This window comes from Henriciella pelagia (assembly GCF_002088945.1).
Taxonomy (GTDB): Bacteria; Pseudomonadota; Alphaproteobacteria; order Caulobacterales; family Hyphomonadaceae; genus Henriciella; species Henriciella pelagia.
On the sequence record NZ_NCSU01000007.1, the window covers coordinates 1,009,740 to 1,031,830 of the forward strand.

The following is a 22,091-nucleotide window of genomic DNA, read 5'->3' on the forward strand; positions in this document are numbered from 1 at the left end:
TGGTGTGATGATGAGCGGCGGCCGGGATTGATGTCAGGTGCCGGCCGGCAGCTCGAATGGGCCAATGGTCACGAGGATCTCACTGTCGTGACGGCCTTTGAAGTGGCGGTCCTTGTCAAAGAACGCGCCCTCTTTGAGTGGAGCATCCAGCCAGCGGGCGATGCTCCGGAACAGGCCCCAGGAGGCCTCATTATCCGGCGTGATCGTCGTCTTCAGGTATTTGACGGACGAGCAGGCCGGTCTTGAAAAAATGTCTGCGACAAGGCGCTTTGCGATGCGCTGGCCGCGCGCCTTTTCGCCCACCGCAACCTGCCAGAGAAAGTAAACGTCTGGCTCCTCCGGTGGGATATGACCCGAAACCCAGGCAACAACTTCGCCGTCAGCGCGGGCGAGCGCGCAGGTCTGCGCGAAGTGGGTGGTCTGGATCAGGTTCATGTACAGCGAGTTGGTATCCAGCGGGGGGCATGCGGCGACCAGATCGTGCACAGCCGCGCCGTCTTCGCTGCGCGGCGCGGAAATTTCGATATGTGCGGCGCTCGACTGTTGGGCAGCGCCAGATATTTCGACTGTGTCGGTGCTCATATCTTGCTCATTCAATTGCCTGGCAAAGGGACCATAATTTGTTTGACAAACTATCTAATGATCTCTTTTGGAGGTTCAACCCCCTTCGTCAGAACTGTGAAATTTCATTTCATACACTTACGAAACCAATCTGCCCGCCTATATGTTCCATAGATAATTAGATGATAAAATATATTTGCGCTAAAAGGAATATTCTGTATGCCCCAATTATCCGAAGGATTTGAAGCCGCCAGATTGTCTGCGGTGAATGCGGATATCTGGAGCGAGGGGATGACCGAACAGAGCGAAGTGGCGCTCGTGGCGCTGCGTCGGATCATGAAGGCAACAGCCGTCAATGTTCGCACTGTTGCCCACCAGACGGGGCTGACCGCGTCGCAGCTGCTTGTCCTGCAGGTGCTGCGTACACGTGGCGAAATGCTGACCGGCGATCTTGCCCGCGCTGTCGACCTGAAGCAGGCGACCATCTCCATTCTGCTCGACAAATTGCAGGACCGCGGCCTGATCGAACGTCGACGTGGTGAGAGCGACAGACGCCGTGTGTGGGTGCACATCACCGAACAGGGAAAGAGTACGCTGCAAAGCGCGCCGGACCTCCTCCAGTCGTCTTTCCGGACGCGGTTTTCCAGGCTGGAAGACTGGGAACAGGCAACGCTTGTCGCCGCCCTGCTGCGTGTCGTGAGCCTGCTTGATGCCGACAAGATCGAAGCCAGCCCGCTGCTCGACGTCGGTGATGTCAACGACCTTCCCGCGAATGACACAACGCCGCCCATTCGCTGACAGGCGGGAATTCTCCCGTTTGCGTTCGCTGGTCGAAGAAGCAAGCGAGGAAGCCGGGGGCTAGTGTCCTGTCTTAGGGCATCTGCTTGTTCTTTACGCCGTGCTTTTCCCTTTCCATTTGCTGAATGCGAGCGGGGCTGTAAGTTCCCGCTCAAGCGACCATCGAATCGGGAGTATGCGAGATGAAGAAAAGCATTACGGCAATGGCACTGGTAATCGGCATGGGGCTGGTGACCGCGTGCGGCGGCTCAGGCGACGAGCCCGGCGAAGCTGCTCCGCCACCACCTGTAGAAACCGAAACGCCAGACGCCGACCCGGCGGAACCGGCGGAGGCCGAGACGCCTGAGACAACGCAAGCCGCCGGCAGCTCGGAATTTGCCGCCCTGCCGGAACCCTACGCATCGGCTGACTTTGACCGCGGCAAGCGCGTCTTCCTGCAGTGCCAGTCCTGTCACACGCTGACCGATGGTGGAGCCGTCGTCCTTGGCCCGAACCTCTACGGAATGTTCGGCCGGGAAGTCGGCACGTCGGATGGGTTCGAATATTCAGCTGCGCTTCAGGAAGCTGACTTCATCTGGACCCCAGAGCTGCTCGACCAGTGGCTGGCACGGCCGCGAGATTTCCTGCCCGGCAACAATATGAGCTTTGCCGGTGTGCAGCGCCCCGACGACCGTACGGCTGTTATCGCCTATGTGATGTCACAGACCGGGTATGAGGCGCCGTAAGCGGCCGCTCAGGAAGACAGCCCCAGCGGCTTCATCAGCAAGACATCCACACATTCGCCCGCCACAAGTGCGGGCGAATTCGATTTGCGCATCAAAAGCGCATTGCCGCTGACAAAGGGTGAAATGAGCGAGCTGTCCTGACTGCCGGCAGGCTTCACCTCAACCATGCCTTCGTCGGTAATGCGGGCATTGGCGCGCATGAAATGCGTGCGCGGTCCGTTCGATGGCAGGTCGCAGCAGAGCCGGGCGGGCACGAAACTGTGTTCCTGCCCGGTAATGAGGGGCTTCAGGAACAGCCAGGCACAGACAAAGGCCGATGCCGGATTGCCGGGCAGGCCGAGTGTGACGGCGTCGTCCTTCGTGGAGAACCAGGTTGGCTTGCCGGGCCGCACGGCGATCTTCTCGAACACTGACTGAAAGCCTGCACCCGCAAAGGCCGGCCGCATCAGATCATGATCGCCGACCGATGCTCCGCCGACAGGCAGGAAGATATCGATCCGCTTTGCTGTCTCAATACGCTCCGAGATGGCGTCGAGATCGTCCGGTGCGACCCCGAGATCGACAGCTTCGCCGCCCCAGCTCGAGATCAGGGCTGAGAGGCCAATCGGGTTCGAATTCACGATCTGGCCGGGCTGAAGGTCTGAGCCGGGTGGGCGCAGCTCATCGCCATTGGCAAGGATGCCCACGCGGGGACGCCGGTATACTGAGAGGGTCGCAAGGTTTGCTGCAGCGATCAGGGAAAGCTCAGCCGCACCGAGCACTGTGCCTTCGCGGAGCAGTGTGGCCCCTGCTTCAAAGTCCACGCCGGCTGCGCGGATGTGTTCGGCCGTGTCATAGGCGCGGTGACAGGTAAGGGTATCACCGTCGCGGGTGGCATCTTCCTGTATGACGATATGGTCTGCCCCCGCCGGCAGGACGCCGCCGGTAAAGATGCGAACCGCTTGTCCGGGGCCGAGCGTTCCTTCAAACGGCGCGCCAGCAGGCGCTTCGCCGATGACATCGAGGGTCGAACCGGTGGCCGCGACATCGGCGATACGGACGGCATAGCCATCCATTGCCGAGACGGCGGCAGGCGGACGCGACACCTGCGCAACGACATCGCTCGCCAGTCGCAGGCCAAGCGCGTCGGCGAGGGCGACGTTTTCCATGGTGGGGGTCGGTGCGTGTTCGGCGAGGAGGCGCAGGGCCTCGTCGACGCTTGTCAGGTCGTTCAAGGCTCGCCCTTCCGGTAGTCTCCGGACTTTCCGCCCGTTTTCTCGACCAGTTCGATCCCGCCAATCACCATCGCCTTGTCGACGGCTTTCAGCATGTCGTAGAGCGTGAGGCAGGCGACTGACACGGCAGTCAGCGCTTCCATCTCGACGCCGGTCTGGCCGCTTGTCTTTGCCCGCGCGGTGACGGAAACGGCGCTCTCGCCAGCAATCGGCTCAATGTCGACCTTCACGCTTGTCAGCGGAAGCGGGTGACAGAGCGGGATGAGGTCGGCCGTTTTCTTTGCGGCCATGATGCCCGCCAGCTCGGCGATCGCGATCGGGTCGCCTTTCCTGGTGTCACGGCTGGTCGCGAGCGTCAGCGTATCGGCCGCCATGTCGACCCGGCCACGCGCAATGGCGGTGCGCTGCGTGACGGCCTTGTCGCCGACATCGACCATACGGGCGCGCCCGTCCGGCCCGATATGGGTCAGGTCACTCAATGTGCGTGCTCCAGATGCTCCATCAGGCGGGGCATCAGTTCCACCAGGTTACAGGGTTTGTGACGGCTATCGAGCTGAAGCGAGATGACCTTGTCCCAGCCATCTTTCACCGCGCCGGTGGAGCCGGGCAGGCAGAAGATGAAGGTTCCGCTGGCGAGGCCGGCAATGGCGCGCGACTGCAGGGTCGAGAGGCCGACACTCTGGAAGCTCACCTGGTGGAAGATTACCGAAAAGCCTTCGATCACCTTGTCGAAGAGCGGCGTGAGCGCCTCCGGGGTCACGTCCCGGCCGGTCAGGCCCGTTCCGCCGCTCGTGATCACGACGTCGATATCCGGGTCTGCGATCCATGTTGAGACCTGGGCGCGGATCGCAGCCTTGTCGTCGGTCACGATCTTCCTGTCGGCGACGACGTGTCCTGCGCCTTCGATGCGCTGGGCGAGCGTGGTGCCGGACGTATCGGTGTCGAAGGTGCGCGTGTCGCTGATCACCAGGATGGCGATGCGGACCGGGATGAATTCGAGGCTTTCATTGATGCCGTGCATGGTGTGTGTCCTTCAGCTTCGCGTCCAGCGGGCGCGATCCTTATAGTCTTCGGCGCGGGGTTCAATCCATTGCGTTCCCGAGGCGGTCGTTTCCTTTTTCCAGAAAATCGCTTCGGTCTTGAGATAGTCCATCAGGAAGTCGGCGGCCTCGAACGCCGCGCGCCGGTGCGCGGACGCTGTGGCGACAAAGACGATGGCATCGCCGGGAGACATGTCGCCCGTGCGATGGATGATGTGACTGTCAATCAGGGGCCAGCGCTCATGTGCCGCCTTGCGGGCCTCTGCGATGCCGGTCTCGGTCATGGGTGAGTAAGCCTGAAGGTGCAGGGTCTCGACCTTGCTGGAGGAGGCCTGATCGCGCACCAGCCCCGTGAAGCTCACCACCGCGCCTGCGCCGGTGGCGCGAGCCGTGAATTCGCTGAGGGCTTCGGCAGCATCGAAGGGCTGGTCGGAAATCCTGATCATGGTCAGCCGCCTCCGACAGGGGGCAGGAAGGCTATTTCGTCCCCGTCAGTGACCGGATAGGGATCAGTGACGATCTCGCCATTGACTGCGAGGCGGACGGAGGCCTCAAGCAGCGCGCCGTCGAGCGCGTTCTCCTGGTCCAGCCAGGACCGGACCGCAGACGTGTCGGAAACGGACGCCGGCAGGCTGACCTGCTCGCAGAAGGTACCCGTCACATCGCTGAGACGTCCGAAATAGAGGATTTCTGCCATTGATCAGCCTCCGGTCACCGACATGTGGCGGGGTAGGGCAGGGGTCTCGGCGCGGTCACGAATAGCAAAGTCATGCTTTTCGGGCTTCCTGAGCAGCGCCCGGTCAAGCGCGGCATCGAGCGCCTGTTCAGGACTGTCGCTTTTGCGCAGGGCGCTTCTGAGATCAACATGGTCATCCTGGCCGAGACACATATAGATGCGCCCGGTACAGGTTACGCGGACGCGGTTGCATCCGGCGCAGAAATTGTTGGTGAGCGGCGTAATGAAGCCGAGTTTCCCGCCGGTTTCACGGATGCGGACATAGCGCGAAGGGCCTGCCATCCTCGTGTCCGTAGCTTCGTCCTCCAGCGTCCAGAGCTGGTCGAGCCGGTCGCGGATCTCGAAGAGCGGAACGTACTGGTCGATGCGGTCTTCGCCAGTGTCGCCGAGCGGCATGACTTCGATCAGGGTCATGTCGAAGCCGCGACCATGCGCCCATTCCACCATGTGCGGAATCTCGGCCGCGTTCTGATGCCTGAGCGCGACCGTGTTGATCTTGATCTTGAGGCCGGCCTCCTGCGCGGCATTGATCCCACGAATGACCTTGTCGAAGTCTCCGCGGCGGGTGATTTCGCGGAACATGTCCGGGTCGAGCGTGTCGAGGGAGATATTCACACGGCGCACGCCGGCGGCATGCAGGCGTTCGGCATCGCGCTCCAGCAGGGTGGCATTGGTGGTCAGTGTCAGCTCATCGAGGCCTGCGCCGAGATGGGTGCCGAGGCGGTCAAACAGCTGGCCGATATCCTTGCGAACCAGAGGCTCCCCACCCGTGATGCGGATCTTGCGGACGCCGCGGCGAATGAAGGCAGTGGCAACGGTTTCAAGCTCTTCCAGCGTCAGCAGGTCCTTCTTCGGCAGGAATGTCATGTGCTCGGCCATGCAATAGGCGCAGCGAAGGTCGCACCGGTCCGTCACGGACAGGCGAAGATAGGTCACCGTCCGACCGAAGGCGTCCCGCAGGGGCGGCGGAGTGATCGGCGCGAGACTGTCAGGCATATCGGGTCTCCAGGCTGGCCATGAGATCGGCCAGCGTATCCACATCTCGGGCTTCTTCAGCCCGGAGCGCAATGGCGGCGGTATCGCTGAGCTTGGCGAAGACCGATTTTGCGCCCGTGTCGCCGGTCAGGCCACAAAGCGCGTCAAAAGTCTCGTCTGAAAACATGGCGGGTGGAAGAAAGATGCCGTCTGCCTCACTCATGACCGCGCTGTAGCCCTCTGCGTGTCTGGTGGCGACCTCGAAGAGGTGCGCGTCGCTGAGACCCGGCATGTCGGCGAGGAGGATCATGACGGATGCGGCCCCAACGGTTTGGCGGGCCGCCTCGACACCGGTGCGAAGGGATGTGGACTGGCCGTCCTTCGCCACCGGGTTTTCGACGATCGTCCAGCCATGCCTTGCAAGGATCGACGCGCGTTCGGCCTGGCCCGGAGCGGTGACGGCGATGCGCGCTGCGCAAGGGACGGTCTGGAGCAGCCGCGCCGATCTTTCCAGCAGGGGCGCGCCGTCCAGGTCAGCGAGCAGCTTGTCGCCATTCTCGAACCGCGTCGATTGTCCTGCCGCCAGCAGGATGACCGCCGTGGAAGCGAGCACATTGGACTTCTGGATGTGGTAGGCCTCGACAATTTCGGCCATGGCCGACACCGCCAGCATCGATGCATCGCGCATGGATCCAATGAGGCCGATGGGGCCGCGAATCCGGTTGACCGCAGGCTGGGCTACCCCGCTCGCCAGCAATTGCTGGGTCCGGCGCTGATGTGTTCTGGCGCTGCCGACGGCGCCGACATAAAAGGCGGCTCCATCCAGCGCCTGCTGTAGCAGCGGCACTTCCCAGTCCGTGTCGTGGAACATCAGGACGAAAGCCGTGAAAGGATCATCGCAATTGGCAGGAAGTGCGCTGGGCGTGTCCAGCGCCTCCGCGTCCTCAAAGCCTTCTTGCCTGGCGTGTGAGATGTCTTCGCCATCGCGAAGCTGGAGGACAGTTTCAATCCCGCTCGCGCTGGCGAGACGCGCAAGGGCGAGGCAGTCTGCGCCGCGCCCCGCAATGCGGAGCCTTAGCTTCGGCGTGTAGCGCGCCTTGAACCCGTTGGCGGCGCTGAGGCAAAGATGTGCAGGCTTTCGGGCCTGCAGGCGCTCGCGGCAGGCCGTGACGGCGGCAATGTCCGGGGCGGGGTCTATGATGAGGTCTATGGCACCGCCGCAGGGCAAAGGCAGGTCCGTGAAAGGAGAGCCGGCACCATAGCGCAAGCTGCGCGATTGTCCGATCTCCAGTGCTCGCATGGCCTGAAGGGCGACATCGGCGTCTATGCATCCGCCGGAAATATAGCCCGCAACAGCGCCGGTCGCGCTGACGGCCATCAGGGCCCCCACATCGCGAACAGCCCCGCCATGCGTGCCCGTGATCATGACGAGGGCAGCGCCATCGCTCGCATGCCACGCCAGAAACTGGCTGAGCACGTCTTCGGCGTGTTCAAGGTATCGAGCGTTCGGCGGTGGCATGAATGCCGTTGTAAACGCTCATTTAGATCGAGGCCAGTGCTAATCGTCGCGCTCAAGAGCCATCAGCTTCTTCAGCGCCGTCATGCTGCTGGAAAGCGAGGCTTCATTCACCGAATGATAGAGGGCGAGCACCTGGTGGCCGGTCTCGGTTACCTCCGAGCCGCCGCGCTCTGTGCCGCCATGTGTTGATTTGACAAGCGGTTCGGCGAAGTCGCGGTTCATGTCTTCGATCAGTTTCAACGCGCGGGGATAGGACATACCGAGGCCGCTCGCTGCCTTCGAGATCGAGCCGGCCTCGTCTATGGCAGCCAAAAGGGATGCCTTGCCGGGGCCGAAGCGACCGCCATGGCCGAGATTGATCCGGATGCTGAGGGAGAGGTCCTGTCTGGTCATCTGCGCACTCCGGGCACTTCGATGGGCAGGCCTTCGGCGCGTTTCGCGAGGTAGAGTTCGACGGCGAGATAGTCGTCTGAACCGTAGGCCAGGGGCTCTGCCCGCACGCCGGCATCACAATCTCGAAGGCGGCGCTGCAGCGATCCGAGTGACTGCCATTCAAACCGGTAGCCGGGAAACGCGGTGCCATGCCCCTGACTGATCGTGTCGCCGCGCAGCTGCCTTCCCCAATTGTCGTTGTGGCACTGATTACAGGCAAGATTATATTGCCCTCGGCGCGTGAAAAAATAGTCTTCACCGCGCCGGTACCAGACCTCGGCGGGGCCGGACACATCAACCTTCACCGGCTCACCCCTGGAGAGATGCGAGACAAAGGCGGTCAGCGAGAGCAGATCGTCGGTCTCATAATCGAGAGGCTCCAGCCCCTGATGGCGCGTGCGGCAGAGATTGATGCGCCCTTCGATATTGGTGAGCTTGCCGGTGGTTTCGTCCACGGAAGGGTAGTGCGCAGCAGCGCCTTTCAGTTCAGCACCGTCCTCGCCGTGGCAGGCCGCGCAGGCTTTCGACTGCTGGGGGGCGGCTGCAAAGAGGGCGCGCCCCCGATCGACCCAGAGAAAACCGGGATTGGCGAAATCGTCATCCTGAAGGGCCTGGGTGTCTGCCTGCAGGAATTTATAGCCGGAAGTCAGGTCTGAAGCAGGGAGTTTTTCTCGCGTCTCATCGGCTGTCGGGGCCGGCGCGCATGCGGCCGCGAGAGTGAAGACTGTGATGACCGGGGCCAGCCACTTCATTTGACGGTGAGCGAATGGGTTTCAGCCCAGGATTGGCCGTTCTGGTCCGTCCAGCGAAACTCCAGCGTGCCAGACTTGGTCGCGCGGGTGTAGAAGGTCAGGAAGGGATTTGCGGCAATGCCCGGATGAAACCTCGCCTGGAACACCGTGTCGCCGTCATAGGTGCACTCGAATGTAGTGATGATGTCGCGTTCGATGATCTCGCCGCGATTGTTGCGGCGGTAGCCTGTTTCCATCGGGTGCTGGATCAGCGCCTTGAGCTCGATGACCTCGTTCTTGCTGGCGGTATCGGGAGCGGAAATGCGAATGGACATGCTGTCTCCTATCCGATGATGCAGGCGGCGAGCGTGACGACCGTGCTCGCCTTGCCGAGCCACAGGCTGCCGTCGCTCATTTCGGCGACAGCACGGATTGTCTGCGTGCCGGCCATGCGAATACGGGTGGCGACCTCGGCCTTGCCGGCGCGTGGTCCGAGCTGGAATTCGGCCACTTCAGCGAGCGGGTTGCGCGGCGAGATGATGGCGATCCGTCTGACGTGATCGTTCTCGGTCATCGGACTATCGACCGTGACCTTGATGGCGACCGAATTTCCGTTCTCCGCGATAGGTGGGAGGTCAACCGTCACGCGGCCTTCGTTCAGCTCTCCGTCGCCAAAAAGGTCCCTGATGGCCTTGTCAGCGTCTGCAGCTTCTGCGGAGGTCGACATTGGAAAGGCTGCGCACACCAGGCCGGCCGTGCCAAGCGTGAGAAGCCGCCTGCGGTCGAGCATGAAATTGAACTTGTCCTGTTTCATCATTTCCATTTCAGGCCTTCGGACTTGAAAGATAGGCCACGAGGTCTTCGATCTGCTGCGCGCTGAGCGCAGGTTCTCCGAGATATTCGCGTCCGACCCGGTTTAGACCGTGCTTGCGGTAATATGAGGGCATAACGGTTTCTGGCCAAATTTTCTGTGCGCCCGCAATGCGCATCCGTATCTGGCCTTCGGTCAGACGATCGCCCAAATGGGTGAGCGGTGGACCGACATCGCCCTGAAATTCCACATCGAGGCCTTCGATGGCGTGGCAGAGCACGCAATGGCCCTGGTCGCGGTCTGTGAAGACGGTGAGGCCGCGTTCGGCATTGCCGGCCTTGCCTTCGAGGCTGCGCACGATGGCGTCTCCCTCGACCTCGACATCGCTGGCAAATTGATAGGCGTCATCCGGCTGGCACGCTGCGAGCCATATCGACATGGCGCAGCCAAGGACAACTCTCACCCAAACGCCTCTTGCGTAATGGTGCGGAACCAGGTGTCGGCCTGCGCGGCTTCGGCGGTCCGAACGCTGTCATCGGCGTTTTCGGGGGAAAGGCCGCCCGCGCCGTCGATACTGGCAAGCTGGCCATCGGCATTCGAATAGACACCGGTGATAGAGATCGCCTGATCGGGCGAAATATAGGAGTAGCAAGTATTGGCGAGCACGGTCGGTTCAAGGTCGAGTCCGGCAACCTGACGCGCGATCTGCATGGCGCAGAACTTGGCCTGCAGGTTCGCGGAGAATGCTGATTTCGGCATTGGCGCGGCGATGGTTGCGTCGCCGATGACATGAATGTCCGGCTGCAGGGTTGATGAGAAGTCGAGAGGATTGATCGGGCACCAGCCTGTCTCGTCGGCGACGCCGGCCCGCTCAGCGATCTCGCCTGCCTTTTGCGGCGGGATGACGTTGGCGACGCTGGCGGCGATGTCTTCAAAGTCAGTCGACAGCGTCATGGTCGGGGCATCGACGGACACCACTCGCCCGAAATCAGCTGCGCCGCGCCATTCAAGATGATCCGGGTAGAGCTTTGCCCAGGCTTCGAGGAAGAGCGGCTTCTTTGAGAAGCTGTCCTTGGCGTCGAGGATAAGGAGTTTTGATGCCGGCTTCTGCGTCTTCAGATAGTGCGCAATGAGGCTCGCACGCTCATAGGGCCCGGGCGGGCAACGAAAAGGGGCGAGCGGGGCGGACATGACGACCAGGCCACCATCCTCCATCGCTTCGAGCTGCTGGCGAAGGAGCGAGGTCTGAGCGCCCGCCTTCCATGCGTGCGGCATGACTTCCGCGGCAGCTTCGTCATAGCCTTCGAGCGCGCCCCAGCGGATATCCACGCCGGGCGACATGATGAGCTTGTCGTAGGCAACCGACCCGCCGCCTTCCAGAAGGGAGACGGTGTGGGCATCGACATCCACATCCCCTGCGGTCTGGTGGACCACGTCGATCCCGAGCGCGCGCAGACCGTCATAGGTAAAAGCCTGCTGGCTGATCTCTCTCTGTCCGCCAATCACGAGATTGCTGAAGGGACAGGCGACGAAGGTCTCATTCGGCTCGATCAGGGTGACAGAGGTATTGGGCAGGAAGTGCTTGAGGAATTTCGCAGCTGTCGCGCCGCCAAAGCCGCCGCCGATGACAACGAGGCGGGCATTTGTCTGCGCAATCGCACGGGGTGCGAGTACGGGCAGCGCTGCCGTTCCCGCGAGGCCAGCGAGCAAGTGCCTGCGAGAGAGGGTGACACGCTTGCTCATTCGTCTTGCCCCGCACCGAGATAGTCGCTGATGGCCTGAAGCTGGTCTTCGCTATAGCCGCGGGTCAGACGGTGCATGACCGTCGTGCCGTCGACTTCGAGACGATATCGGTCCAGCGCCGTCATGATGGCCTCGCTCGTATAGTCGCTGATGTCGGCGATGCCACCACCCATACTTGAGTGGCAGCCTGAGCAGGTCAGGGCGAGGCCAGCCACAGGGCTGAGCCCTGCATTGGCCTGCGCCCCTACGCTCTCATCGGGCGTTGCCGCTGGCGAGCAGGCAGCCAGACCAGCCCCTGCGAGGAGGCCCGCAAGGATGAGGCCCCGGACCTTTCGGATCATGCGTCCCTCAGTGACTGGTCCTTGAGCGGGAGCTGGCGGATGCGTTTGCCGGTCGCCGCATAGATGGCATTGAGGACGGCAGGCGCCGCGACCGCGATGGTCGGCTCACCCACGCCGCCCCAGAAGCCGCCGGACGGCATGACAATCGTCTCGACTTCGGGCATCGCGGCGATGCGCATCGAGGGGTAGGTGTTGAAGTTCTTTTGCTGAACTTCGCCGTCCTCAAAGGTCACTTCCTCATAGAGCGCAGCCGAGAGGCCGTACACGAAGGAGCCGGCGACCTGCGCGTCGATCTGCTGCGGGTTCACGGCATAACCGGGATCGGTGGCGGCAACGATGCGATGGATTTTCAGCTCGCCCTCTTCGCTGACGGTCACTTCCGCGCAGGCGGCGGTGTAGCTGCCGAAGGAGTAGAAGGCGCACAGGCCGCGGGAAAGCCCATCCTCCGCACCCCAGCCGGACTTGTCAGCCACGGCTTGCAGGACGGCGGCGAGCTGCGGGCTGTCCTGTGTATGGGCGAGACGGAACTCCAGCGGGTCCCGGCCGGCCGCATGGGCAAGTTCGTCCATGAAGCATTCGAGATAGATCGCATTCTGGTTCGCGTTCACGCCGCGCCAGAAGCCGGGGCGAACGGGCGGGTTCCGCATCGCGTGATCGAAGAGGACAGCCGGGAAGGTGTATTTCAGCGTCTGGTCTTCAGCGCGCGCATCCACACCGCTTGGGAGCAGGCCCTGGAAGGCAAAGGCGTCCATGCCGTCATTCAGGGCCTGTGGCATCAGGCCGGACAGGATGGACTGTCCGGAAATGCGGATCTTCAGCCCTGTCAGATTACCGTCAGCATCGAGCGCGCCCTGGCACCGGGCCTTGGTGATCGGGTGATAGAAGCCATGCTCCATGTCTTCTTCACGGGTCCATAGCAGTTTGACAGGCGTGCCCGGCATCTGCTTGGCGATCTTCACGACCTGGGTGACATAGTCGTTCATGCCGCGCCGACCGAAGCCGCCGCCGAGCAGGAGCTTGTGCACATCGCACTGCGCGATCGGTATCTCGGCAGCCTCGGCGGCAGCGGCCAGCGCCGCCTCGCCGTTCTGCGTCGGGCACCAGACTTCGCATTTATCCTCGGTCCAGATGGCGGTCGCGTTCATGGGTTCCATGCAGGCATGGTTCTGGAGCGGCGCATTATAGCGTGCCTCGACGATCTGTGCGGCGCTGTCGAACGCAGCATCGACATCGCCGATCTTGTTGCCGACAAAGGCCTCTTCGGCCTCAAGCCCTTCGTCCAGCTCGGCTTCGAAGGCACTGCTGGAGAAGTCAGAGCCTTCTCCCGGAGTCCACTCGATCGGCAGGGCATCGAGCGCAGTCTTTGCCTGCCACCAATAGTCAGCGACAACAGCAACGCCGGGAAACTGCCCGTCAATCTCAACGACCTTGCGAACGCCCGGCATGTCGGCAATGGCGGACTCATCGAAGGAGGCGAGCGTTGCGCCGCGTTTCGGCGGCTGCTTGATGGCCGCGTTCAGCATGCCGTCAAGCATGATGTCGGAGCCGTATTTCTGCGCGCCTGTGGTCTTGTCGACCGTATCGAGACGCTGCTTCGGCTGGCCGATGATCGTCCACTCGGAGGGGTCCTTGAGGGTGATGTCCGTCGGCGGGGTGATCTTGCTGGCATCGTCCGCCACGGCACCATAGGTGAGCGTGTCGCCCGATGGGCCGTGCGTGATGACGCCTTTGGCAACCGAGCATTCGCTGACAGGAACACCCCAGCGGGTGGCGGCGGCCTGGATGAGCATGAGGCGTGCCGCAGCGCCGCCTTCGCGAACATAGTCATGGCTGCCGCGAATGCCGCGCGAGCCGCCAGTCGAGAAATCACGCCAGACGCGGTCACGCGCGAGGTTTTCACCGGGCGTCGGATACTCGGTCGTCACCTTCTCCCAGTCACATTCGAGCTCCTCGGCGACGAGCTGGGCGAGACCCGTGAGCGTGCCCTGACCCATTTCCGAGCGGGCGATACGGATCGTTACTGTGTCATCGGGCTTGATGTGGACCCAGGCATTGACCTCGGGAACCGGTTCGGCGTCCGCCATGGGCGGGGTTGGCGTATCCGCGCTTTCGCCCGGCGAGCAGGATGCCAGAATGCCGATGGTCAGCCCGGTGGCACCAGTGCCGATGATGAAATTGCGGCGGGAAAGTTTGATTGTATCACCCATGTCCGTCGTCTCCCCTTAAGCCTTTTTCGTCTTGGCGAGGTGGATGCCCTTGCGCACGCGAGCAAAGGTCCCGCACCGGCAGATATTGGTGATCTGCTGGTCGATGTCCTCATCGGTGGCGTCCGGCTTGTTGTTGAGCAGGCCCGCAACCGCCATGATCATGCCGGGCTGACAGAAGCCGCATTGCGGAATGTCCATTTCGACCCAGGCCTGCTGGACAGGGTGGCTGCCATCTTCGGAGAGCCCCTCAATGGTCGTGATCTCTTCTTCCCCCGAAAGGGCTCCGACAGGATAGGTGCAGGAGCGGACCGGTTGGCCGTCGACATGGATGGTGCAGGCTCCGCATTGGGCAATGCCGCAGCCATATTTCGTGCCGGTAAGGCCGAGATGTTCGCGGAGCACCCAGAGCAGGGGCGTAGAATCCTCTGCGTCCACACTTACCGTTTCACCATTTACCTTGATGTTTGCCATGAAGTCAGCCTCCTCGTGCCGGGGGTGGCGGATGATCGAATCCGGGTGCGCAGCACGTCGAAAATCCCGTCCGTTCATTTTCAGACTAATGCGCTCTCTCGAGAAGGGCCAGAGCCACTCGAAAATTCTCTTGTCATGCGAATAAAAATCAGCCGCCGAACTGGCCGGCGGCTGTCTGTCAGAGTTTTACCGGGGCGCTCAGGCGTCGAGCGCCGCCTTCACCGCTTGCGGCGTGATCGGGATATGACGCAGGCGTGCGCCAACTGCCTGATAGATCGCATTGCCAATGGCAGGACCGACAATCGTGGTTGCCGGCTCGCCAAGGCCGACGGGCACTTCCGGGCTCTCCACGAAGGTTATGTCGAGCTCTGGCGTGTTCTGAAGGCGGAGCGGTGTGTAGGTGTTGAGGTTACGGTCCTTCACTTCACCCTTCTCGAAAGCCGTGCCTTCGTGCAACGCCATGGAGAGGCCCCAGAGCGAGGCGCCTTCCATCTGGGCGAGCGCACCATCAGGATCAACGATCGTGCCGGCATCGGCGACGAGTGTCAGCTTCTCCGCCGTGACTTTCCCGGTCGACCGGTCGACATGGACCTGCGCGGCGCAGGCAACCCAGGTCGGCATGTCGCGCTCCTGTCCGAAGCTGGTCGCGATGCCGATGCCGGTATCTGCCGGCAGCGACTTGCCCCACCCGGCTTTCTCGGCGCAGAGGCGCAAGACTTCATGTTGGCGCCTCGCGCCACCGACGGCGTTCGGGGCAGAGCCAGACTGGCGGCCTTCACCGGTCAGGTGGGCAAGGCGGAACTCGACCGGGTCCTTGCCAAGGGCAATGGCCGCTTCGTCCATGAAACTTTCGAGCGCCCAGTTGGTGAAACCCGGACCGACCGAGCGGAGCCAGCCAGGCCGGAAGGTCTCATTCGCAAGATCATTCTCGATCGCGCGAACGCGGTGTGCACCGACCGAATACCAGTGATTGGCACCGCTTATGGCAAACGGGTCGAATTTCTCTCCATTCACGCCGGCAGGCATGAAGAAGGGGGCCATGGCCTTGGTCGGCCAGCCGGCGGCAACATGCTGCTCCATGCCGGTCACGTTGCCATCGGCATCCGCAGCAAGGCGCACGCGCTGCACGCTGGGCGAGCGCACGGAGTCGAACCGTGAGTCATCTTCGCGGGTCAGGACGAGCTTGACCGGCTTGCCGAGCTGCTTTGCAGCGATGGCTGCAGGGACGGCATAGTCGCCATTCAGCCGGCGTCCGAAGCCGCCACCGAGCCGATAGGTCTTCAGCACGATTTTTTCCGCCGGCATGGAGAGGGCGCTGGCGAGCCATGGCAGGACAAGGCTCTGCCACTGATTGCCGGTATGGATTTCCATGACATCGCCATTCATCGCGGCAAGGGCGTTCACCGGCTCCATCTGGAAGTGAAGGACAGTGCTCGTCGTATAGGTCTCATCGACGATGGTTTCGGCACTATCGAATGCTGCGGCTGTCTCGACATCGCCAGTGTCGAGGATTGCGCCGACGCTGGTGTCAGCGAGGCGTTCGCGGGCGCGGGCCTGCAGGTCTTCTTCAGACACGTCTGCGCCGGGGCCGGGTGTCCAGTCCACCTGGATCGCGTCGGCGGCCTTGATGGCGGCAGGGTAGGTGTCTGCGATTGCCAGCACCCAGCCGGAGGTCGTGCCCGACGGATCATCGATGGCGATGGCCTGCTGATAGCCGCGAATGGACTGGGCGGCGCTGTCATCAATGGAATTGACGGTCGAGCCATACCGTGTCGGCGGCAGTACCGGGCGGGCATAGACCATGCCGTCGAGCTTGGCATCGATGCCGAAGATGGCGGTGCCATCTGTCTTTTCCTTGATGTCGAGGCTCTTGACGGGCTTGCCGATCAGCTTTCGCTCACTGACGGGTTTCAGCTCGATGGCGGCGAGTTCGGAGTCGGAGAAAGTCTTCTCCATTCCAGCGGCGACGATGTCGCCATAGCTCATGGACTGCTCGCCGCAGATAACCGAGCCGTTCTCAGCGCGGCAATCGCCTGCTGCCACGCCCATGGAGGTCGCCGCCGCAGCGATCAGGGCCTCACGGCCTGCCGCACCTGCCTGTGAATAGAGCGGATAGGTCTGCCAGACCGACCAGCTGCCGCCAGTGACCATCAGGCCCCATTTTGGATCGGAATCGACGTGATTGATGCGGACCTTTTCCCAGTCGACTTCAAGCTCGTCGGCGAGGATGCGGGCCAAGGCGGTGCCGACATGCTGGCCCATTTCTGCGCGGATGATGTTGACGGTAACGATGCCATTATTGTCGATCGTGTACCACTTGACCGGCTCATAGGTGACTTCCGGTTCCGGGTCGCCGGCTGGCATCGCTGGTTCGGTAACGGTTTCACCGCTTGGCGAGCAGGCGGCGAGGAAGCTGAATGCGACGCCGGCGCCGGCTGTCGAGACCAGAAAGCCACGGCGCGAGAATTGTGGGGTCTTCAGGTTTTTCATCGCTTAGCCCTCCCGCATCGTATTGGCCGCTTCGCGCACAGCAGCACGAATGCGATTATAGGTCATGCAGCGGCAGAGATTGCCGGTCATTATGGCGTCGATATCGTCATCGCTCATGTCGGGGTTCTGCTTGAGGGCGGCTGCTGCCGTCATGATCTGGCCAGACTGGCAATAGCCGCACTGAGGAACCTGCAGGTTCTGCCACGCCTTCTGGACGGGGTGCTCGCCGGCGGGATCGAGGCCTTCAATCGTGGTGATCTCGGCACCCTCTGCCGCCGCTAGCGGTGTGATGCAGGAGCGCCGCGCCTCTCCGTTGATATGGATCGTGCACGCGCCGCACTGGCCGATGCCGCAGCCATACTTCGTGCCGGTGAGATTGGCTTCGTCGCGGATGACCCACAAGAGCGGGGTATCATCCTCCGCATCGATTGTGACATCGCGACCATTGAGTTTGAACGTTGTCATATTTCCTCCCCGTGCATCGATTGATCGATCCTGACGGTCTCGCCAGAGTGGCCGGATCTTGTCGTCCGTTTGATCAATACCTACCACAAAACCTTTGCCTGCAAACGCTGCTCTCGAAAATGTTTAACCGAATGCTTGCATAGGTCCCGCATGCATGGCGGCTTCAGCCGCCCGATTGTCTTTGCGGGTATTGGGATTAGACACGAAATATGGCCGCACCCACCAAGCTGAAGCGTTGCGAACTGCTCGACCTTGTCTGGGCGAAGCCGGTATCTGTCCTCGCCGAGGAGTTCGGTGTGTCGCCCAACGGGCTTGCCAAGATATGTGACCGGCTGGATATCGAGCGCCCGCCTAAGGGCTACTGGCAAGGGCGTCATCGCGGCGGGGAGGTTGAGCGGCCCGCTTCGATCAGTGATCCGGACGGTATTGTCACGATCGGCGGAAGCTCAGGGCGTGACCGTTGCCAGCGATCGAGGCTGTCAGCTGATGAGCGCCGCCGCCTGATGCTTGAGTGCGCGCGCAAGATGGCGCTGGAAGACGGGTTGCATCACGTCACGCTGAAAGCTGTCGCAAAGAAGCTCGCCATGAGTGAGGCGCAGGCCCACAATATCTTTCCGACGCGGGAAGACCTGCTCGTCGACCTGGCCTTCGAAGAGGTTCAGGCATTGGAGACCTCGCGCCTGAATGCGGTGGAGCGTGGCGGCAGCCGGATGGCAAAAGTGGTCCTGTCATCGATGAACTATCTGCGGGAAGTTTCGAAACGGGGCCCGCTGGCTCCGTAACTGCTTCGAGATTCGCATGTGAGGGTGCGCGTGGATGAGCTGCGCAAGGGGCTTCAGGCGCAGGCGTCCAGACGGCATGTCAGTGCTGTGATGAGCGACAGAAGAGCCTGTCCGGACTACTGACACGATTGACGCTGAAGGCCCCTACACGATCGCTGGGATGTCCTCAACGAGGAGGAAGCCCTGTCGATCCGCGAATACATCATTTGCCGGACACAGGAGAAGGCCGCGCGATTGGGTGTGCTGAACAGGAACAGCTTTGGTCACCGTGCTGCGGTTCGGCACTCGCACCATGGTCATGCGGTGCAACCCTTCCGGTGTGTCTGCGTTTGAATTCTCGCATGCCATCATGGCTGCGGGGGATCAGAACGATCTTCGGTCACGCCGCGGGCGCTTCGCCACGCGCCCAATCACAGGGAACAGACAGAATGCCTGCATCAATCCAAAGCCGAACCGGAAAACTCTTATCGGCCTGCCTGCTCGGCATGATCACTTTCGCTTCGACGTCAGCCTTGGCCCATGCCAGCGAAGAAAACTCCGGCGCCGTTCAGGTGGTCGATGAGGCCGCTGACCGCACGATCAGCGCCCTCGACGACAAGACCGTGTCCGATGCCGAAGCTGACAGCATCCTTGAACTTGTTGCCCTTGACCGCGTCGCGCAGTTCGCACTCGGCAACACCTGGGCCGAATTGAATGACGCCCAGAAAACGGGCTATGTCGAGGCTTTCCAGGTTTACGCGAAAAACCAGCTCAAAGCCCACCTTGGCGGATTTTCGGGCGGCGAATTGAACGTTACCGATATTGCCAAGCGCGGCGGCAGTGATGTCATCGTCTCGACCCAGGTCACGCCTGAGGGTGAGATGCCCCAGACGATCAGCTGGCGCGTCATCCAGGACGGGCCATGGAAGGTGGTCGATATCCAGGTCCAGGATGTGTGGTTTGCGATCGAGCAGCGCGCACAGTTCAAGGCTATTCTTGACCAGAACAATGGCGACATTGACGATCTGATTGCGCAGCTGAAGAGCTGATATCAAATACAACGCCCGGCCTCTGCGAGTCGGGCGTTTTCTTTTTGGGGCCTCGTCTCAATTACTGTGCGGCGACGGTTGTTTGCTCTTGCTCCATGGGCGTGCCCGAAGCGTCGACTGTGGGCTTCGCATCAAGTCCAAAAATCCTCGGTTCTGTATCGGCGTGCCACTTCCAGGCGCTCTCGATAATATCCGCGAATGAACAGGTCGGCTCCCAGCCGAGAATGTCTTTTGCCTTGGAATTGTCGGCGACGAGGCGGGCTGGATCACCGGGGCGGCGGTCCGTGGTGCCGACGATGAACGGTTGCGGCGAAAGATCCTGCACGGCTGTGACCAGCTCCTTCACCGAATGACCGTGCCCGGTTCCGAGGTTGAAGATGTCGCTTTGTCCTCCATCCAGCAGGTGACGAATGGAGCGGACATGCGCATCGGCAAGATCCAGGACGTGAATGTAGTCGCGCACAGCCGTGCCGTCTGGCGTGTCATAATCGGTGCCAAAAATCCTGAAGCCTTCCCGGCGACCTAGGGCGGTCTGGATTGCGAGTGGGATCGCATGGGTCTCCGGCGTGTGGCGCTCTCCGATCCCGTCCTGCCAGGATGCGCCCGCCGCATTGAAGTAGCGCAGCGATATGGCTGGGAAATTCTTGAACTGGCGCATGTCCGCCAGAACGCCTTCAACCATCGCCTTGGTGCGGCCGTAAGGGCTGATCGGTTGGATGGGGAAGTGCTCGCGAAGGGGTTGTTCTGCCGGCTCGCCGTAGACGGCGCAGGTCGACGAGAACACGAAGGCCCGCACGCCATGGCGTTCGGACGCGCCAATGACATTGATCGCGCCGGAGACATTGTTGTCATAGTAGAGCGCCGTCTCGACCTGCGAGTCCTTGACCTCGATCAGTGCGGCGCACAGCACGACTGCTGCCGGCTTGTGTCTGGCGAAGACAGCGTCGAGCCGCTCCGCATCGCGAATGTCGGCGTGTTCAAACTCGCCCCATTTCAGGAACTGTTCGTGACCATTGGACAGATTGTCGACCACCACCGGCCTGTATCCGGCTTCTGCAATGGCCTTGGTGCAGTGGCTTCCGACATAGCCGGCGCCTCCAACAATGAACACAGTTTCCATGGGTTTACCTTTCCTTTGTCGAGAGGAGTTCGCTGCCGGTCTCTTATTCTGCGGACGCCTGGATCGGCGCGTCGATATTCACCGTTTCGAACTCGAGAGGCGCTTCCGAGAGGAGTGCCGTGCGCAGCCCCTCCTCCTTGCGCATCAGGTCCTTGATCTCGGCGGCCGGACTGGACAGGGCGACGATGGAGTCTGCCGATGCCGTCGAGGCCTGGTCCCCCTCGATGACGATGGTGCGAACACAGACATTAAAGTCCGCGGCCCCATCGAGGGAGAAGTATCCAACTGAACCGGAGAGAATGCCCCGGGGGGCGGATTCAATTTCGTCGATGATATCGAGCGCGGGCTGTTTTGGCGGGCCGACCACGGAGCCAGCCGGAAACAGCGCGCGAACCCCTGTCACGGCCGTTTCGTCACCGCGCAGCTTGCCCGATATGCGGCTGACCATATGGTGGTTTGCAGAAAGCGATTCCACGACGCACAGGGTTTCCGCCCGAATTGTGCCCATGCGGCACACTTTGCGAAGGTCGCTGGCGACGAGTTCCGCAACATTCAGGTTTCGGGCGCGGCTCTGCTGATTGTTCTGCAGCCTGGATTTGAGATCCTCGTCATGCGCCGGGCTTGCGCCCCTTGGAACAGACCCTCTGGCAGGTTCACTCCTGACCTTGCCGTCGCGCGTGATGATGGCCATCCTTTCGGGCGAGAAGCTCAGAACCTTGAGATCGCTGAACCTCAGGAAAGCGCCAAAGGGTACGCTCTGGCTGCCCCGGAGCTTCTGGTAGATACCGAGGGCGGGGCCGTCATAGGTGGCTGACCAGCTGCTGGAGAGGGTCACTTCGCGAAGGACTTCGCGGCCGGCCGTGTCGCGCACACGATCAACGGCCCGCACCAGGTCAGCTTCGGACTGACGTGGTTGCCAGCGAGGCGGATTGTTCGGATCGCTTTCGTTCAGCGCTGAAAACTTCGGCTTGGCGACGAGATAGTTGTTCTTCAGGGCAGATTCGACGGCGCTGAACCAGGCTTCGGCGACCTGTTCGGTGCCCGGCTCTATGACGCAGATCATCCAGGCCGTCCGGGTCTGGTGATCGAAGGCGACGATGCGGTCAGCGAATACGAACTGGGCATCTGGCTGGCCCGAAACGTGTGTCCTGCGTCCGCCGCAATCGGCTTTCAGTTCATAGCCAAGATAACCGACATACCCGCCCTTGAAGGGGACGGGTGCCGGACACTGGTCTACAAAGCCAATGGCTTCGATACGGCGATTGATGAAGTCGAAGATGGTGTCGCGCGAGATGGACGTTCCGGCTACGGAGTGGGTGCGGACAAGTCCGGTTTCCACATTGTAGCTGATCGTCTCGGACAACGGACCACTGGCATCGCCCATGAAAGAATACCGGCCCTGCCCGTCCGTATGCGAACTGCTATCGAGCCAGAATGCCGTCTCGGAGCGACCATACAGAATTTCGAAGCACGCTTCGGATGGAATTTCAGTGTCGAGCTTGCGGCAGAGCGTTCGCAGGCGTGCAGGGTGTCCCCCATCTGCAACCAATAGTGCGATCATAGCCAAACGTCCCCCTCTTTGGCTTCATTCTGTCGGGGCCGGGCCGCCTGGGCGCCCCAACGTCCGCGAAAATTGGCAGCGCAAAGGCCTTTGGCCAGATCCCGTTTTTTCAGAGGATACCCAGACCCGGCTTTCAAATTCGAAGCCTGCGCCAGACTGGCCGGTGCAAACCCCCGACTGGTCGCTTCAGGTCTGGATAGTCCTGATCCACCCCACGTGAATCAGGCTCAAGTCACCTTGTCCCCAATTTTGTCCCACCTTCACATTAGGCCATTCATTAACAAAAATACAGACTTTTTGCCAAATGCGTCTGGCCATGCTTTAGGCAGGAAACGTGGTGC

At 61.7% G+C, this 22,091-nt stretch carries 25 protein-coding genes; 4 read left to right on the forward strand and 21 right to left on the reverse strand.

Annotated features, from left to right (window positions below):
* Positions 1-33 precede the first annotated feature (33 nt).
* The gene (gene ectA / locus B8746_RS07690; RefSeq protein WP_084393035.1) at positions 34-582 is read right to left on the reverse strand and encodes a diaminobutyrate acetyltransferase; all 549 of its coding nucleotides are present in this window, start codon (positions 580-582) and stop codon (positions 34-36) included.
* Between the two features lie 198 nt (positions 583-780).
* Between ectA and B8746_RS07695 the strand changes: the two genes are divergently transcribed.
* Positions 781-1,359 (forward strand): MarR family winged helix-turn-helix transcriptional regulator, encoded by a 579-nt coding sequence (locus B8746_RS07695; RefSeq protein ID WP_084393036.1) that lies wholly within the window; start codon positions 781-783, stop codon positions 1,357-1,359.
* Between the two features lie 182 nt (positions 1,360-1,541).
* Complete coding sequence (locus tag B8746_RS07700; RefSeq protein ID WP_233124024.1) at positions 1,542-2,084, forward strand: c-type cytochrome; 543 nt, start codon at positions 1,542-1,544, stop codon at positions 2,082-2,084.
* 8 nt (positions 2,085-2,092) lie between these two features.
* Here B8746_RS07700 and B8746_RS07705 read toward each other — a convergent pair whose 3' ends face one another.
* The 18 genes from B8746_RS07705 to B8746_RS07790 form a co-directional block, all read right to left on the reverse strand.
* Positions 2,093-3,298: a molybdopterin molybdotransferase MoeA gene (locus B8746_RS07705; protein ID WP_084393037.1), complete on the reverse strand. Its 1,206-nt coding sequence runs from the start codon at positions 3,296-3,298 to the stop codon at positions 2,093-2,095.
* Entirely contained in the window at positions 3,295-3,777 is a 483-nt protein-coding gene (moaC, locus tag B8746_RS07710) for a cyclic pyranopterin monophosphate synthase MoaC (RefSeq protein WP_084393038.1), read from the reverse strand. The genes B8746_RS07705 and moaC overlap by 4 nt, the downstream gene beginning before the upstream one ends.
* Positions 3,774-4,319 carry a molybdenum cofactor biosynthesis protein B gene (gene moaB, locus B8746_RS07715; protein WP_084393039.1) on the reverse strand — a complete coding sequence of 182 codons (546 nt, stop codon included), beginning with the start codon at positions 4,317-4,319 and terminating at the stop codon, positions 3,774-3,776. The genes moaC and moaB overlap by 4 nt, the downstream gene beginning before the upstream one ends.
* Before the next feature lie 12 nt (positions 4,320-4,331).
* Positions 4,332-4,784: a molybdenum cofactor biosynthesis protein MoaE gene (locus tag B8746_RS07720; protein WP_084393040.1), complete on the reverse strand. Its 453-nt coding sequence runs from the start codon at positions 4,782-4,784 to the stop codon at positions 4,332-4,334.
* A gap of 2 nt (positions 4,785-4,786) precedes the next feature.
* A complete protein-coding gene (locus tag B8746_RS07725) occupies positions 4,787-5,035 on the reverse strand; it encodes a MoaD/ThiS family protein (protein WP_084393041.1) in 249 nt (82 codons plus the stop codon).
* A gap of 3 nt (positions 5,036-5,038) precedes the next feature.
* Entirely contained in the window at positions 5,039-6,070 is a 1,032-nt protein-coding gene (moaA, locus tag B8746_RS07730) for a GTP 3',8-cyclase MoaA (protein ID WP_084393042.1), read from the reverse strand.
* Complete coding sequence (locus B8746_RS07735; protein WP_084393043.1) at positions 6,063-7,568, reverse strand: NTP transferase domain-containing protein; 1,506 nt, start codon at positions 7,566-7,568, stop codon at positions 6,063-6,065. The genes moaA and B8746_RS07735 overlap by 8 nt, the downstream gene beginning before the upstream one ends.
* Positions 7,569-7,607: 39 nt before the next feature.
* Positions 7,608-7,961, reverse strand: a complete 354-nt coding sequence (locus tag B8746_RS07740; protein ID WP_084393044.1) for a winged helix-turn-helix domain-containing protein — start codon at positions 7,959-7,961, stop codon at positions 7,608-7,610.
* Entirely contained in the window at positions 7,958-8,752 is a 795-nt protein-coding gene (gene soxA, locus B8746_RS07745) for a sulfur oxidation c-type cytochrome SoxA (RefSeq protein WP_084393045.1), read from the reverse strand. The genes B8746_RS07740 and soxA overlap by 4 nt, the downstream gene beginning before the upstream one ends.
* The gene (gene soxZ, locus B8746_RS07750) at positions 8,749-9,066 is read right to left on the reverse strand and encodes a thiosulfate oxidation carrier complex protein SoxZ (protein ID WP_084393046.1); all 318 of its coding nucleotides are present in this window, start codon (positions 9,064-9,066) and stop codon (positions 8,749-8,751) included. Before soxZ ends, soxA begins: the two co-directional genes overlap by 4 nt.
* A gap of 8 nt (positions 9,067-9,074) precedes the next feature.
* Complete coding sequence (locus B8746_RS07755) at positions 9,075-9,554, reverse strand: SoxY-related AACIE arm protein (RefSeq protein ID WP_233124027.1); 480 nt, start codon at positions 9,552-9,554, stop codon at positions 9,075-9,077.
* A gap of 1 nt (position 9,555) precedes the next feature.
* Positions 9,556-10,005 carry a sulfur oxidation c-type cytochrome SoxX gene (soxX, locus tag B8746_RS07760; protein WP_084393047.1) on the reverse strand — a complete coding sequence of 150 codons (450 nt, stop codon included), beginning with the start codon at positions 10,003-10,005 and terminating at the stop codon, positions 9,556-9,558.
* Entirely contained in the window at positions 10,002-11,285 is a 1,284-nt protein-coding gene (locus tag B8746_RS07765; protein WP_084393048.1) for an NAD(P)/FAD-dependent oxidoreductase, read from the reverse strand. The genes soxX and B8746_RS07765 overlap by 4 nt, the downstream gene beginning before the upstream one ends.
* A complete protein-coding gene (locus B8746_RS07770) occupies positions 11,282-11,626 on the reverse strand; it encodes a c-type cytochrome (RefSeq protein ID WP_084393049.1) in 345 nt (114 codons plus the stop codon). Before B8746_RS07770 ends, B8746_RS07765 begins: the two co-directional genes overlap by 4 nt.
* Positions 11,623-13,833 carry a xanthine dehydrogenase family protein molybdopterin-binding subunit gene (locus B8746_RS07775; protein ID WP_084393050.1) on the reverse strand — a complete coding sequence of 737 codons (2,211 nt, stop codon included), beginning with the start codon at positions 13,831-13,833 and terminating at the stop codon, positions 11,623-11,625. Before B8746_RS07775 ends, B8746_RS07770 begins: the two co-directional genes overlap by 4 nt.
* A 15-nt stretch (positions 13,834-13,848) precedes the next feature.
* Positions 13,849-14,304: a (2Fe-2S)-binding protein gene (locus B8746_RS07780; RefSeq protein WP_084393051.1), complete on the reverse strand. Its 456-nt coding sequence runs from the start codon at positions 14,302-14,304 to the stop codon at positions 13,849-13,851.
* A 198-nt stretch (positions 14,305-14,502) separates the two neighbouring features.
* A complete protein-coding gene (locus tag B8746_RS07785) occupies positions 14,503-16,794 on the reverse strand; it encodes a xanthine dehydrogenase family protein molybdopterin-binding subunit (protein WP_084393052.1) in 2,292 nt (763 codons plus the stop codon).
* A 3-nt stretch (positions 16,795-16,797) separates the two neighbouring features.
* Positions 16,798-17,259 carry a (2Fe-2S)-binding protein gene (locus tag B8746_RS07790; protein ID WP_084393053.1) on the reverse strand — a complete coding sequence of 154 codons (462 nt, stop codon included), beginning with the start codon at positions 17,257-17,259 and terminating at the stop codon, positions 16,798-16,800.
* A 209-nt stretch (positions 17,260-17,468) separates the two neighbouring features.
* Between B8746_RS07790 and B8746_RS07795 the strand changes: the two genes are divergently transcribed.
* Positions 17,469-18,041: a TetR/AcrR family transcriptional regulator gene (locus B8746_RS07795; RefSeq protein ID WP_084393054.1), complete on the forward strand. Its 573-nt coding sequence runs from the start codon at positions 17,469-17,471 to the stop codon at positions 18,039-18,041.
* Between the two features lie 428 nt (positions 18,042-18,469).
* Positions 18,470-19,069: an MlaC/ttg2D family ABC transporter substrate-binding protein gene (locus B8746_RS07800; protein WP_158084564.1), complete on the forward strand. Its 600-nt coding sequence runs from the start codon at positions 18,470-18,472 to the stop codon at positions 19,067-19,069.
* 61 nt (positions 19,070-19,130) lie between these two features.
* On the opposite strand, the gene galE is transcribed toward B8746_RS07800, so the two are convergent.
* Positions 19,131-20,189 (reverse strand): UDP-glucose 4-epimerase GalE, encoded by a 1,059-nt coding sequence (galE, locus tag B8746_RS07805; protein WP_084393056.1) that lies wholly within the window; start codon positions 20,187-20,189, stop codon positions 19,131-19,133.
* A gap of 43 nt (positions 20,190-20,232) precedes the next feature.
* Positions 20,233-21,750, reverse strand: coding sequence for a chorismate-binding protein (locus tag B8746_RS07810; RefSeq protein WP_084393057.1), 1,518 nt, complete (start codon positions 21,748-21,750; stop codon positions 20,233-20,235).
* Between the last annotated feature and the right edge of the window lie 341 nt (positions 21,751-22,091).

What these genes read in the sequence shown, in the direction of transcription:
- ectA (WP_084393035.1), bottom strand. Translation starts at nt 582, where the DNA reads ATGAGCACCGACACAGTCGAAATATCTGGCGCTGCCCAACAGTCGAGC.
- B8746_RS07695 (WP_084393036.1), top strand. Translation starts at nt 781, where the DNA reads ATGCCCCAATTATCCGAAGGATTTGAAGCCGCCAGATTGTCTGCGGTG.
- B8746_RS07700 (WP_233124024.1), top strand. Translation starts at nt 1,542, where the DNA reads ATGAAGAAAAGCATTACGGCAATGGCACTGGTAATCGGCATGGGGCTG.
- moaB (WP_084393039.1), bottom strand. Translation starts at nt 4,319, where the DNA reads ATGCACGGCATCAATGAAAGCCTCGAATTCATCCCGGTCCGCATCGCC.
- B8746_RS07720 (WP_084393040.1), bottom strand. Translation starts at nt 4,784, where the DNA reads ATGATCAGGATTTCCGACCAGCCCTTCGATGCTGCCGAAGCCCTCAGC.
- B8746_RS07725 (WP_084393041.1), bottom strand. Translation starts at nt 5,035, where the DNA reads ATGGCAGAAATCCTCTATTTCGGACGTCTCAGCGATGTGACGGGTACC.
- moaA (WP_084393042.1), bottom strand. Translation starts at nt 6,070, where the DNA reads ATGCCTGACAGTCTCGCGCCGATCACTCCGCCGCCCCTGCGGGACGCC.
- B8746_RS07735 (WP_084393043.1), bottom strand. Translation starts at nt 7,568, where the DNA reads ATGCCACCGCCGAACGCTCGATACCTTGAACACGCCGAAGACGTGCTC.
- B8746_RS07740 (WP_084393044.1), bottom strand. Translation starts at nt 7,961, where the DNA reads ATGACCAGACAGGACCTCTCCCTCAGCATCCGGATCAATCTCGGCCAT.
- soxA (WP_084393045.1), bottom strand. Translation starts at nt 8,752, where the DNA reads ATGAAGTGGCTGGCCCCGGTCATCACAGTCTTCACTCTCGCGGCCGCA.
- soxZ (WP_084393046.1), bottom strand. Translation starts at nt 9,066, where the DNA reads ATGTCCATTCGCATTTCCGCTCCCGATACCGCCAGCAAGAACGAGGTC.
- B8746_RS07755 (WP_233124027.1), bottom strand. Translation starts at nt 9,554, where the DNA reads ATGGAAATGATGAAACAGGACAAGTTCAATTTCATGCTCGACCGCAGG.
- B8746_RS07765 (WP_084393048.1), bottom strand. Translation starts at nt 11,285, where the DNA reads ATGAGCAAGCGTGTCACCCTCTCTCGCAGGCACTTGCTCGCTGGCCTC.
- B8746_RS07770 (WP_084393049.1), bottom strand. Translation starts at nt 11,626, where the DNA reads ATGATCCGAAAGGTCCGGGGCCTCATCCTTGCGGGCCTCCTCGCAGGG.
- B8746_RS07775 (WP_084393050.1), bottom strand. Translation starts at nt 13,833, where the DNA reads ATGGGTGATACAATCAAACTTTCCCGCCGCAATTTCATCATCGGCACT.
- B8746_RS07780 (WP_084393051.1), bottom strand. Translation starts at nt 14,304, where the DNA reads ATGGCAAACATCAAGGTAAATGGTGAAACGGTAAGTGTGGACGCAGAG.
- B8746_RS07785 (WP_084393052.1), bottom strand. Translation starts at nt 16,794, where the DNA reads ATGAAAAACCTGAAGACCCCACAATTCTCGCGCCGTGGCTTTCTGGTC.
- B8746_RS07790 (WP_084393053.1), bottom strand. Translation starts at nt 17,259, where the DNA reads ATGACAACGTTCAAACTCAATGGTCGCGATGTCACAATCGATGCGGAG.
- B8746_RS07795 (WP_084393054.1), top strand. Translation starts at nt 17,469, where the DNA reads ATGGCCGCACCCACCAAGCTGAAGCGTTGCGAACTGCTCGACCTTGTC.
- B8746_RS07800 (WP_158084564.1), top strand. Translation starts at nt 18,470, where the DNA reads ATGCCTGCATCAATCCAAAGCCGAACCGGAAAACTCTTATCGGCCTGC.
- galE (WP_084393056.1), bottom strand. Translation starts at nt 20,189, where the DNA reads ATGGAAACTGTGTTCATTGTTGGAGGCGCCGGCTATGTCGGAAGCCAC.
- B8746_RS07810 (WP_084393057.1), bottom strand. Translation starts at nt 21,750, where the DNA reads ATGATCGCACTATTGGTTGCAGATGGGGGACACCCTGCACGCCTGCGA.